Raw genomic sequence first — 12447 nt, forward strand, 5'->3', positions numbered from 1 at the left:
GAAGAGCCTGCGTCCGATTGGTCTGGACTTTGACCGTGGACTCGCTCCCTCGCAACCTCGGCGACAGGAGGGAAGAATGAGCCCGCATTGGGAGATCGGCACGGCAGGCGATGGTTTCGAGCGCGTCGCGCCGCAAGCGCTCGCGGCCATCGAGCGGATCGATCCATACATCGTGTGGGCCAACGCGACGCAGTATCGCGACCTCGGCGGCATCCCGGCCGACCGTATTCCGATCGCCATCGAGATGAAGCAGGGCGGCGACACGGCGCGGCAATTTGCACAGACGATCGAACGCAACGGCTGGCAGGACTGGATCTGGATGTCGGCGCTATATCGCGACCCGCCGCCCGCGCTCGAAGCGACGCGCTTCTGCACCGTGCATGTGACGCGCGAATTCTACGCGCGCCTGTCCACCGATCTCGCCGGCAGATTCGAGCGCTTCACGGAAGCACTCGCGATCACGTCGCATGCCGACGCGCACATGGACCGTGCACAGGTCGATCACGCGCCGATGCACGCGCGACTCGGCAACGCCGTCGTCGGCCTGTGCGACGACGATCTCGCGTTCACGCACCGGCGTTTTGCGGAGGACGCAAGCGGCGCGCGCACGCGCTTTCTCTGCTTCTGGAATCAGAACGATCCCGCCGATACCGCCGCCGATCTCGGCTACGGAAGCGAACTGCTCAAACATCAGATGGACGCGCTGCTGAGCGATGCGCGGCTGTCCGCCGAGACAGCGCAAGCATCGGGCGGTGCGCGCGTCTACAGTTTCGCAGGCAGCGATCACGACGATCATGACACGCACGAGCACGCGCCCTTGCCGATGATCGGCGTGCAACTCAAGAGATGCTGCCGCACGATGCGCCACGCCTTCGGTCCCTGTCTCGACGCCGAACTGCTCGATGCGGTCCGCTATATCGTGCAGCGCGCGCAGGAGATCGGCGGCGCGGCGTGTCACGCGCTCGTCAGCGTTAGCGCGGGCAATGCCGCATGGCGGCAGGATGGCAGTTCGCTCATCGAAAGCGCGCTCGACGAATTGATGGACACAGGCGCGTGCTCTGTCGTGCTGCCCACGGGCAACGTCGACATGTCGCGCTGCCGTGGCGCGCTGAAGATCGCGGAGCACACGATATCGGAGTTATGCTGGCCGGTGCGTGCGCAGTCTTCATCGCCGAGCCTCGCGGAAATCTGGTTCGCAAGCGACGCCACCGCGCCCAGCGTCGACGTGCAGATCGTGCCGCCCGGCGGGACGCAGAGCGGGTGGTTCACGCTCGGCGACGTCGGCGCTTACACGCGCGGCGGCGAAACGATCTGCACCGTGGTGCACCTCGGCCGTGGCGCGCGCGGCGACGGGCATATGATTCTCATCGCGCTCGCACCGACCGCGGCGCGCAGCGGCATGCGTCGCGCGGCGGCGGGCGAGTGGCGCATTCGCCTGAGGAACAACGCGCGCCCGAGCGTCACCGCCTATGCGTGGATGCGGTGCGACGAATCCTCCGACGAGACGCCGCCAGCGGAAGCCTGAACCACGCTCAACCGCGCGAATGGAGCGCGATGATCTCCTGAAGATCGAGATCGTGCTCCAGCGAATGCAGAAGCTCGTCGTGAATCTGTCCGGCGCGGTGCATGCGAAGCAACTCTGCGCGCCCGGCCGCGATCGCGGCGAGCACGACGTCGTAATGCGCGTGGCGCGCGTCCGTCGGAAACGTCTCCATGTCCTCGAAGCGCCTGGTGAGCCCCGCGCGATACGTGTACTGCTCCAGCAATCGAGGATGGATCACGTTGCCGTCGGCGTCGTGCACGAGCGGCTGAATCGCGGCCAGTTGCGCCGTCTCCATGCGCGCCCACGCCTGCGGCTCGCTGAGATGCCGCGACGAGCGCTCGTGCCCGCGCGTCAACCCAAGCCACGCGATCAGCGGGCCGATGGTCGCGCCTTGCAACAGCACCGTGACGAGAATCACCGCGAAGCCGGCGAACACGATGAGATCGCGGCCGGGCATCGCTTCGGGCAAGGACAGCGCGACCGCGAGCGTCACCACGCCGCGCATGCCGGCCCAGCTCACGACGGTCGCCGCGCGCCAGTCGGGCCCGGCCGCGCCGGCTGCTTCGCCGCTCGCACGCTTGCGGCCGGTCACGCGCCACGCGATCCACTTCAGCGCCTCGACACCGAATACCCACACGAAGCGCGACGCGATCACGACGGCGATCACCGCGACGGTCGCGGGCCCGAGCAGCGCGAATGCATCGCCGACGCCGCCTAGCCGCAGCGCGATGCCGCGCAACGACAGCCCGATCAGCACGAACACGAGCGCTTCCAGCACGAACACGACGACCTGCCAGAACGCCGTGCCGCGCATGCGTTGCGCCGCCGTGAACACTTCGTGCTGATGCCAGCCGACGACCATCCCGCACGTGACGGTCGCTATGACGCTCGACACGCCCAACTCCTCGCCCGCGATATAGCTGACCCACGACGTGAGCATCGATACGGTGATGACGAGGTAATCGTCTTCGAGCGCGCGCATGAGCTTCACGGCGATGAACCCCGCCACGATCCCGACGACGATCCCGCCGATGGCCAGCCCCGCGAAACTCGCGACGGCGCGCGGCGCGCTGAACACGCCGCTCATCGCCGCCACGAGCGCGAAGCGAAACAGCACGAGGCCGGCTGCATCGTTGAGCAGGCTTTCGCCTTCGAGCAGCACCATCAGACGGCGCGGCAGCGCGACGCGTTCGAGCACGGCCTTTGCGGCGACGGCGTCGGGCGGCGACACGACCGCGCCGAGCGCAAAGCACGCGGCCCACGGCAGCGCGGGCACGACGAGATGCACCGCGACGCCGACGACGAAGGTCGTGAACGCCACCGCGCCGATCGCGAGCAGCAGGATGCCGCTCAGGTTGCGCTTGAAATCGTCCCAGACGAAGAAGTACGCGCCGTACATCAGAAGCGGCGGCAGAAACACGACGAGCACGAGCTCCGGGTCGAGTTCGAGATGCGGCAGGCCCGGCACGAAGGCCATCGCGACGCCGCCGACGAGCAGCGCGGCTGCGGGCGGCAGCCGCAAGCGCCTCGCGAGCACTTCGAGCGCGATGATCGCGATCAGCGAGACGAGCACCAGATTGAATGCCGTGGCGGCGTGCATGAATTGTCCTTTTGGTGATGAGTTCCTGTGTCGCAATGCGCGGCGTCCCACGCAGGCGGCGCGCATCGCGCTGCTACCATCGGCGCGGGGGCCGGGCGGCGAGCCGGGTCATCGTATCCGAAAGGGAGACAAAATGAGACGAAAGTCGTCGGGCGTGGCGGTGGCGGCCGTGCTGGTGGGCGTCGCCGTGGCGGCCGTGCTGTATATCGCGAGCTTCGGCAGGTCGAGTCACGCGGATGCGCCCGTGCCGGCTCCGTCCGCGCTCGCCGCGCAGGACGGGGTCGCGAGCGAAGCGCCTTTCGCCCACGCACCGAAAGCGCCGGAAACCGCGCAGGGCGAGCAGACGGCCGCCCGCTGACGTCGGTGGTGGAATACGACTTGCTGGCCGCCTGACGATGCCATAAGGCGCGTCGGGAGCACATTCGCGATGGGACACCATCCCCAGCAGGTTCCGCCGGCCGCGTTGCCCGTCGATGCGCGCGGCATGATCGGCAACATGAACACGGCCGCGCTCGTGTCGCTTTGCGGGGCGATCGACTTCATGTGCTTTCCGCGCATCGACTCGCCCACGCTGTTCGCCGGGCTGCTCGATCGCGAGCACGGCGGCGCTTTCTCGATCACGCCGCGCGAGACCGGCGCCAACGTCAAGCAGATGTACCTGCCCGAAACGAATGTGCTGCTCACGCGCTTCATGACGGGCGAGGGCGTCTGCGAGCTGCTCGATCTGATGCCGGTGACATCGAATCCGTCGCCTGTTCCGAACTGCGTGTTGCGCATCGTGCGGCTCGTGTACGGGCGCATGACGCTCGACGTGCGCTGCGATCCGCGCTTCGACTATGCGCGCGCGAAACACACGGCGCGTGCCGTGGAGAAGGGCGTTGAATTCACCGCTGCGGGAGATTTTCCGCACGTGCGCCTGCTTGCAAGCGTGCCGCTCGCTATCGATGCGCAAGGCGCGCGCGCCACGCTCGATTTCGCGGAAGGCGATTGCGCCTGCTTCGTGCTGGGCGACGCAAACGGCCTCGACGGCATCGCGGCGAACCACGACGCGATCCTTGCCGAGACCATCGATTACTGGAAGGAATGGTCGTCGCGCTCGACGTATCGCGGGCGCTATCGCGAAGTCGTGCTGCGCTCGGCGCTGACATTGAAGCTCCTGAGCTCAGAGGAATTCGGCGCGATCGTCGCGGCGCCGACCTTCGGCCTGCCCGAAACGCAGGATGGCTCGCGTCGCTGGGATTATCGCTACACCTGGATACGCGACGCCGCGTTTTCCGTGTACGCGCTCCTGCGCCTCGGCTACACCGGCGAGGCGGAACGCTTCATGAAATGGATCGCCGAACGCAGCCGCGATTGCGCCTCGCACGGCCAGTTGCGCGTGATGTATTCCGTCGACGGCACCGATGCGCTCGCCGAAACCGCCGTGAAGAGCTTCGTGGGCGATATGCCGGGGCAGGTCGTCGTCGGCAACGAGGCGCGCGACCAGATCCAGCTCGACGTCTACGGCGCGCTGCTCGATTCGGTCTATCTCTACAACAAATACGGCGCGGCCATTTCCTACGATGGCTGGCGGCACGTCACGCGAACCGTCGATTATGTCGTCGAGCATTGGCGCGAGCCCGATCACGGCATCTGGGAGTTTCGCAACGGCACGCGCGCGCTTTTGCACTCGCGCCTGATGTGCTGGGTGACGCTGGACCGCGCGCTGCGGCTTGCGGAAAAGCGCTCGCTGCCCGCGCCGCTCGCGAAATGGTTCGCGACGCGCGACGAGATCCATCGCGATATCCACGAGCAGTTCTGGAACGACGACATCAGGAGCTTCGTGCAGACGCCGGGCTCGGCCACGCTCGACGCTTCAACGCTGATGATGCCGCTCGTGCGCTTCATCGGCCCGAAGGATCCGCGCTGGATCGGCACGCTCGACGCGATCGGCCGCGACTTGCGCGTCGATCCGCTGATCTTCCGCTATACGCGCGGCTCCACGCTCGACGGCTTGCCCGGTTCGGAAGGCGGTTTTTCCGCGTGCTCGTTCTGGTATGCGGAGGCGCTCGCGCGGGCGGGGCGGGTGGACGAAGGGCGGCTCGTGTTCGAGAAAATGCTCGCGTACGCGAATCATGTCGGGTTGTTCTCCGAGGAAGTCGCGACCAGCGGCGAGGCGCTCGGCAATTTTCCGCAGGCGCTCACGCATCTCGCGCTCATCAGCGCCGCCTATCAGCTCGACAGAAACCTGGACCGCGTGCACGTACCCTGGACCTGATCGGTCTGCGTGGCCCGCCGCGACGCTGTATCCTTTCAGATCACGTGGCCCGTGAAAGGAGGATCGGCGCATGGACGGCAAGACGGTCATGGCGTGCATCGACGCGGCGCACGCGTCGCTCAAGGCGCATGCCGACGAAATCGCGTCGCTCGATCAGGCTATCGGCGATGGCGATCACATCATCAACCTGCTGCGTGGCGTGGACGCGCTCACTGCCATGCGCGCGGCCATCGAAGCCGAAGCCTTTGCGCCCGCGCTCAAGCTCGCGGCGACCAAGCTGCTGTCGACGGTCGGCGGCTCGTCCGGCCCGCTGTTCTTTTCGATGCTGACGGGCATGGCGAAAGCCTCGTCCGACGAAGCCGGCGTGGCGCCGTTCGCGCGCGCGTTCGCGGCGGGCGTCGAGGCCGTGGGACAGCGCGGCAAGACCGGCACCGGCAGCAAGACGATGATGGACGTGCTGATTCCCGTCGCCGAACGCTTCAGCGCGATGGCCGCCGCGGACGCATCCAGAAAGGATGTTCTCGAGGAACTGCCGCGCGTCGCCGAAGCCAGCATGCTCGCCACGCGCGACATGCTCGCGACGAAAGGGCGCGCGTCGTTTCTCGGCGAGCGCTCGCGCGGTCATATCGATCCGGGCGCGCGGTCGAGCCAGCTCATGATCGCGGCGGTCTGCGCGCGGCTCGCACAGGACGATGCCTGAACACAAAAAAGGAGCAGGGGACATGAAGAAGTTCATCAATCGCGTCGATGACTACCTGACCGAGAGCCTTGCGGGTTTTGCCGCCGCGCATGCGGATCTCGTCACGGTCAGCTTCGATCCGCTCTACATCGTGCGCAAGACGCTCAAGCCGGGCAAGGTCGCGATCATCTCGGGCGGCGGTTCGGGTCACGAGCCGCTGCACGGCGGTTTCGTCGGGCACGGCATGCTCGATGCCGCGTGTCCGGGGCAGGTCTTCACGTCGCCGACGCCCGATCAGATGTTGGCCGCCGCACAGGCCGCCGATACCGGCGCGGGCGTCCTGTTCATCGTGAAGAATTACTCGGGCGATCTGATGAACTTCGAGATGGCGTCGGAACTGTGCGAGATGCCGAACGCGACGGTGCTCGTCAACGACGATGTCGCTGTCGAGAACTCCAGCTTCACGACTGGACGGCGCGGCGTCGCGGGCACGGTCATCGTCGAGAAGCTCGTGGGCGGCTTCGCGGAAACCGGCGCCGATCTGCACGCGTGCAGGGCGTTCGGCGAACGCGTGGTGAAACGGATTGCGTCGATGGGCGTGGCGTTTTCGAGTTGCACGGTGCCTGCCGCTGGCAAGCAGACCTTCACTCTCGGCGACGATGAGATCGAAATCGGCGTGGGCATTCACGGCGAGCCGGGACGCAGGCGCGCGAAGTTCGAAACCGCGAACGCGATCGCGGATGAACTGCTTGCGGCGATCGTCGGCGATCTGAAGCCGGCCGCAGATGCGCGATTACTTTTGCTCGTCAATGGGCTGGGCGGCACGCCGTTGTCGGAGCTTTATCTGCTCTATAACGCTGCGCGCACGTGGCTCGACGGGCGCGGGTTGAGCGTCGCGCGTTCGCAAGTGGGCGCGCTGACGACGTCGCTGGAGATGGCGGGCGCGTCGATCACGCTTTGCGCGCTCGATGACGAGATGATGCGGTATTGGGATTGTCCGGTGCATACGGCGGGGTTGAGGTGGGGGGTGTGAGACGGGGGCGCGGACGTTTTCAGATAAACCGTGTTGTCGCTGCGGCCGTGCGTGCTGCATTCTTCGATTGAAGAATCGGAGGAGCGCAATGTCGGTGCAGGGAAGGTTCGTGGTCAACAACGCTCCAAAGCTGACCTTGGAAATGTTTGGAGTCGGGACGTTCCCGGCTTTCTCGGGAGACAAACTCTATCGCAACCGTGGAGGCTGCACCGCAATAGCGGACAAGGGTCCGATTCCCTCCGGCCAGTACTGGATCGTCGATCGGCCAGTGGGCGGTATCGGCTCTCAGCTATATGCTTGGGGCAAAGACATGTGGAACAGCGCGAACGCGCATCCCACGCACCATGATCAATGGTTCGCTCTTTGTCGGGACGACGGTCAAATCGATGACTGGACATGGGTCAATGGCGTGCAGCGCGGTAACTTCCGCCTGCATCCGGTTGGAGGCTCTGGCGTCTCTTTTGGTTGTATTACGTTGGAACGTAACGAAGACTTTCAAAGACTTCGGCAAACGCTCCTTCACACACCGAAAGTGTGGACAAGCGTTCCCGAGTTGCAGGCTTATGGCTGGATCGAAGTGGTGACGATTGGTGACACTTGTCCGTAATTTTCTAAAGGTTTTGTTGAAAATACTGCTTTTCGCCGGGCTGTTTTGGCTGGCGCTTCGGTATGTTCACACGTACCCGATCCCGTTGACCGTGAAGCAACAAGGCACGCTGGTCGACATCGCGGATAGGCTGGGCATTCGCGACTACGACGGTCTTTATATCTACTCGATGATCGCTTTGGATCTCGCCGTGACGATCGCGGTCTACGTGATCCTGATGAGGCTGTGGCAGCGGACGCGGGCAGCGGGTGCCGAATGAATGCGACATTTTGTCTGACGCAGACGCGACATTTGGATAGAGCCACTGCACGCAAAAGTTCGATAATTTGTGTTATGTCAAGCTTATCGCCCCACAAAAAGCAACGCCAAACATCACACTCCCACCACCCACACCCGCACAATCCCCGAGCCAAAAAAATTTCACCCAATACCTCCCACAATTCAAAACCATCCTCTATAATCCGCGGCTTCCGTAGGCTCGTAGCTCAGCTGGTTAGAGCACCACCTTGACATGGTGGGGGTCGTTGGTTCGAGTCCAATCGAGCCTACCAGCGACATTCAAACGCACCGTAGCGATTTTCATCGCCCGGTGCGTTTTTCATTTTGCGCATCAGTCCCAGCAATTACGGAACGCCACCGCGACGATCACCGGCACCGTCAGCACCAGCGGAATGGCGAAATACGGGATCTCCAGATGGACGATCCACGTATAGATCAGCCAGGCGACGCCCAGCGCGAGCGTGGCAATGCCGATGAGCGCCGTCAGCACGTTGAGCATGCGGGGCGACATCCGCTTGCGAGAGGTTTCTTTGCCCGAAGGACTTTCCATGGCGGCGGGCGCATGCAAGCGCGATACGAATACCTCTTGATTTTATACCGCCCTGCCCGCCGCCGTAGCGCGTTTCCACGCGCCCGAACCGTCCTCAGATGTGAAACAGCTGCGCCACCAGCGCCGCGCCGAGGAACGTTCCCGCATTCGCCACGAACGACACCAGCACGATGCGCCAGCCGAGCCTGCGGAACGCCGGAATGTCCTTGGCGATCGAGAGTCCCGCGAAGGTCAGCATCGGCGTCGTGACTCCGAGGAAGTCGTTCTGCGCGCTCGCCGTCGCGATCTGCGCGCCCCACGGGCACCACGGCGAGGTCAGGAACATCGCCACGATCGACACCCAGCACACCGCCGGAATCTTGCGGCCGCTCACCCGCGCAATCGCATCGCCGACGATCGTCGCGAGCACCATCACCGCCATGCCCGGCAGACCTTGCAGCGGCGTCGTGCCGTGCGTGATCCAGTCGGCGACGAGCGCCATGAGCGCCGTCACGCCCCACGCGAGCAGCTTGCCGCCATAGCCGAGATGCGGCGCCTCGGTCTTCACGTCGCCCAGTTTCGGCGCCGCCGCCGCCGCCTCGCGCGTGTCCGATGCCTTGCTAGTACGGCCGATCAGCGGCTCCAGCAGCCGATAGCCCCACACCGCCATCGGCAGCGAGATGAAGAGCGTGAAGTACGTGCCGATGGTGGTCGTGATCAGATTGCTCGCCGCCGCGAACGTCAGCACGGATTTCGCCATCTCCGGGTCCTGCTGTGCGGCAATCGCGCCCGACGCCGCCGCCATCATGCTGCCGGAGCCGACGCCCGAACCCATCGCGAGCGCGAGCGGGTGAAAGATATGCAAGCTCGCGACGAATCCCGCGAAGATCGCGATGAACACCGCGCCGAACACCGTGCCCGTCAGATATTCGGCGAGCACACCGCGCCCTTCGGCGGAATCCATGCCGTATTTCTCGCCGATGATCGCAAGACTCGGTTCACGCCCGACCGAAAACGTCGCGCCGATCGCCTCTCGCTTGATGCCGAGCAAGAGCGCGAGCGGCAGACCGAGCAGGATCGTGCCGACGAAGTGGCCCAGTTCCTGAAACGCGAGCGCCCAACCGGCCGCTGCGAGCTTCGGCAGCGCACTGCCGACCATCAGCCCGAGCTTCGCGACGAACAGCAGCAGCGCGGGCTGAAGAATCGCCGCCGCGTGAAACTGGCTGCGCACGTCGAGCCGCGCCGGGCTTTGCCAGCGCTCGGAGATGAGTCCGAGCGCGGCCCCAAGCAGGAGCGCCCAGATCATCGGCAGCAGGACGACCTTGCCCGGACCGATCTTGAACGTGAACGATCCGATGAACTCCGCGATCAACAGAATGATCGCCGCATAAAAAAAGAGCTTCGCGGTTCTCAAGCCGCTTCCTTGCGCGCGATCCGCGCTCAACGTGCTTTGCATTCTCTGCTCCCCTCGATGGCCCGCGCGATGCCGTCATCGGCAACGCGCGGGCGCTTTGGTCATAGATAGCCGAACGTGGTTGCCGGCTCCTTCGCCGTTTCGATCCACACGCTCTTGGTCTGCGTGTACTCGTAAAGCGCCTCGACGCCGCTGGATCGTCCATAGCCGGACAGCCCATAGCCGCCGAACGGCGACGCGACGTTGATCGTCTTGTAGCCGTTCACCCAGAACGTGCCCGCATCGACCTGACCCGCGACGCGATGCGAGCGCGCGACGTCGTTGGTCCATACCGCGCCTGCGAGACCGAACTCGGTATCGTTGGCAATCGCGACGGCTTCCTCTTCAGTGTCGAACGGAATCGCCGCGACCACCGGCCCGAAAATTTCCGTGCGCGCCACGTCCATGTCGTTGCTGACGCCCGCGAGCACCGTCGGCGCAACGAAATAACCTGCATCGGAACGCGCGGCCGTGCCTGCCGCCAATGTCGCTCCCTCGGCGACGCCCTTTTCGATCATCGACATCACGTGATCATATTGCTTGCGATTATTGATCGGGCCGACTTCGGTCGTGTCGTCGAGGGGCGCGCCTACCTTGATCTTCTTCGCGCCCGCCGCGACCATCGCGACGAATTCGTCATAAACGGAACGCTGCACGAGCAGGCGCGAACCCGCGACGCAGCTTTGCCCCGCGCCCGCGAAAATCGCCGCCTGGGCGGTCAGCGCAGCACGTTTGAGATCGGCATCGGCGAAGATGATGTTGGCCGATTTGCCGCCGAGTTCGAGCACGCACGGCAGCACGCGTTTGGCCGCGGCCTCGGCGATGCGCGCGCCCGTCGCCGGCGAGCCGACGAACACGACCTTCTTCACCGCCTTGTGCGCGATCGCCGACTGCGCGACCGTCTGCCCGAGCCCCGCGAGCACGTTGATGAGACCCTTCGGCGCACCGCCGCGCTCGGCCAGCAAGCCGATCACGAGCGACGTGAACGGCGTCAGCTCCGATGGTTTCAGCAGCACCGCGTTGCCCATCGAGATGGCGGGCGCGACTTGCCAGCCGCAGGTGAACACGGGCGCGTTCCACGGCGTGATCTGCAGCACGGTGCCCGCTGGTTCGCGGCGCGTGTAGTTCAGATGCGAGGTCGGCACGGGAATGACATCGCCATAAAACTTGTCGGCCCAGCCGCCGTAGTACTCGAACATCTCGGCGACTTTCGCCACTTCGCCGCGGCAATCGCGGATCGGCTTGCCCGAGCCGAGCGACTCCAGCCGCGCGATCTGTTCCGCTTCCTTGCGGATTTCCCGCGCGATCTCGAACATCACCCGGCCGCGCGCCGCGTGCGTGAGCGCCCACCATTGCTTCTGCGCACGCGTGGCCGCGCTCGCCGCCTGTTCGACGACCGCAGCGCCGCCGTCTTTGTAAACGAGGCTCGGCTTGCCCGTGGCGGCGTCGTAAAGCTGGATGGCGTCGCCCGCGCCTTCGATCAATTCACCGCCGACATACGAGCCGATGGTCTTCGCGTTCGGAAAGAAGTGCGCGAAGGCCGCGAGAAGCTGTTCTGCTGCGTTGTGTTCCATGTCCGGATGTTCCCCTTACTTCGATTCGATGAACTGCACGATGCGATTGAAATCCTCCGCATCGCCGATGCTCGCCTCGCTCGCCGCCCACAGGCGCCCCGCTTCCTGCGCGATCGGCGCGTTCGCGTGCACGCCGTCGAGCAATGCCATCGCGAGGCGCACGTCCTTGCGCATGAGCTTCATCGTGAAGCCGGAGTCGAACGTGTCGTTCAAGATCCACGTCGGGTAGTTGGTGAGCGTCGCGCTGTTGCGCCCGGAGCCGCCGTTGAGCGCCTCGACGAGCTTTTCCGGATCGACGCCCGATGCCTGCGCCGCGCGCACGGCCTCGCTCGCCGCGAGCAGATGCACGCCCGTCAGCATGTTGTTGATGATCTTCGTCACGTGCCCCGCGCCGACCGGCCCGACGTGCACGCGCTTCGCGCTGATCACCGCGAGAATCGGCTCGACCGCCGCGACATCGGCTTCCGAGCCGCCGAGGACCATGGTCATCGTGGCGGTCGCGGCGCCTTTTGGGCCGCCGCTCACGGGGCCGTCGACGAAGCCGATATTGCATTCCGCCAAGGCGGCGGCGACCTTCTTCGTGCTCGCCGGATCGGCGGTAGTCGTATCGACGACTATCAAGCCGGGCCTGCCGCTCGACGCCACGCCGCCGTGCCCGAGCACCACTTCCTCGACGATCGCGGAAGTCGGCAGCGACAGGATCAGCACGTCGGCTTCGGCCGCGATCGCCGCGATCGACGCACGTGGCTCGATGCCATCCGCCTGCAACCCTTCCGCGACGCCCGGCGCGGCATCGAAGCCGAGCACGCGATAGCCGCCGCGCTGCGCCGAGCGCGCCATGCCGCGCCCCATGTTTCCGAGACCGATCACACCCACCGTCTTCATCAGCGAAC

12 protein-coding genes and 1 tRNA gene are annotated in these 12447 nt (G+C 65.3%); 8 read left to right on the top strand and 5 right to left on the bottom strand.

Features of this window, described 5'->3' with window-relative positions; genetic code table 11:
- The first annotated feature begins 76 nt into the window (after positions 1-76).
- A complete protein-coding gene (locus NK8_RS17950) occupies positions 77-1525 on the top strand; it encodes a hypothetical protein (protein ID WP_213230330.1) in 1449 nt (482 codons plus the stop codon).
- A 7-nt stretch (positions 1526-1532) separates the two neighbouring features.
- On the opposite strand, the gene NK8_RS17955 is transcribed toward NK8_RS17950, so the two are convergent.
- Positions 1533-3143, bottom strand: a complete 1611-nt coding sequence (locus NK8_RS17955; RefSeq protein WP_213230331.1) for a Na+/H+ antiporter — start codon at positions 3141-3143, stop codon at positions 1533-1535.
- Between the two features lie 133 nt (positions 3144-3276).
- Between NK8_RS17955 and NK8_RS17960 the strand changes: the two genes are divergently transcribed.
- The 7 genes from NK8_RS17960 (at position 3277) to NK8_RS17990 (ending at position 8270) form a co-directional block, all read left to right on the top strand.
- A complete protein-coding gene (locus tag NK8_RS17960; RefSeq protein ID WP_162067437.1) occupies positions 3277-3501 on the top strand; it encodes a hypothetical protein in 225 nt (74 codons plus the stop codon).
- A 69-nt stretch (positions 3502-3570) separates the two neighbouring features.
- Positions 3571-5400 carry a glycoside hydrolase family 15 protein gene (locus NK8_RS17965; protein WP_213230332.1) on the top strand — a complete coding sequence of 610 codons (1830 nt, stop codon included), beginning with the start codon at positions 3571-3573 and terminating at the stop codon, positions 5398-5400.
- Between the two features lie 70 nt (positions 5401-5470).
- Positions 5471-6100 carry a dihydroxyacetone kinase subunit DhaL gene (gene dhaL, locus NK8_RS17970; RefSeq protein WP_213230333.1) on the top strand — a complete coding sequence of 210 codons (630 nt, stop codon included), beginning with the start codon at positions 5471-5473 and terminating at the stop codon, positions 6098-6100.
- Positions 6101-6122: 22 nt separating this feature from the next.
- The gene (dhaK, locus tag NK8_RS17975) at positions 6123-7112 is read left to right on the top strand and encodes a dihydroxyacetone kinase subunit DhaK (protein WP_213230334.1); all 990 of its coding nucleotides are present in this window, start codon (positions 6123-6125) and stop codon (positions 7110-7112) included.
- Between the two features lie 88 nt (positions 7113-7200).
- Positions 7201-7719 (top strand): DUF2778 domain-containing protein, encoded by a 519-nt coding sequence (locus tag NK8_RS17980; protein WP_213230336.1) that lies wholly within the window; start codon positions 7201-7203, stop codon positions 7717-7719.
- On the top strand, positions 7703-7978 hold the full coding sequence (locus tag NK8_RS17985) for a hypothetical protein (protein ID WP_225936330.1): 276 nt from the start codon (positions 7703-7705) through the stop codon (positions 7976-7978). Before NK8_RS17980 ends, NK8_RS17985 begins: the two co-directional genes overlap by 17 nt.
- A gap of 215 nt (positions 7979-8193) precedes the next feature.
- Positions 8194-8270, top strand: a tRNA-Val gene (locus NK8_RS17990).
- 59 nt (positions 8271-8329) lie between these two features.
- Here the strand turns inward: NK8_RS17990 and NK8_RS17995 are convergent.
- The 4 genes from NK8_RS17995 to NK8_RS18010 all read right to left on the bottom strand — a co-directional run bounded on the left by NK8_RS17995 (position 8330) and on the right by NK8_RS18010 (position 12439).
- Entirely contained in the window at positions 8330-8497 is a 168-nt protein-coding gene (locus tag NK8_RS17995; protein ID WP_311394672.1) for a hypothetical protein, read from the bottom strand.
- 145 nt (positions 8498-8642) lie between these two features.
- Complete coding sequence (locus tag NK8_RS18000; RefSeq protein WP_213230340.1) at positions 8643-9983, bottom strand: DUF3100 domain-containing protein; 1341 nt, start codon at positions 9981-9983, stop codon at positions 8643-8645.
- Positions 9984-10042: 59 nt separating this feature from the next.
- A complete protein-coding gene (locus NK8_RS18005) occupies positions 10043-11554 on the bottom strand; it encodes an aldehyde dehydrogenase (protein WP_213230342.1) in 1512 nt (503 codons plus the stop codon).
- Between the two features lie 15 nt (positions 11555-11569).
- The gene (locus NK8_RS18010) at positions 11570-12439 is read right to left on the bottom strand and encodes an NAD(P)-dependent oxidoreductase (RefSeq protein ID WP_213230344.1); all 870 of its coding nucleotides are present in this window, start codon (positions 12437-12439) and stop codon (positions 11570-11572) included.
- Positions 12440-12447: the final 8 nt, after the last annotated feature.

Source organism: Caballeronia sp. NK8, assembly GCF_018408855.1.
GTDB lineage: Bacteria > Pseudomonadota > Gammaproteobacteria > Burkholderiales > Burkholderiaceae > Caballeronia.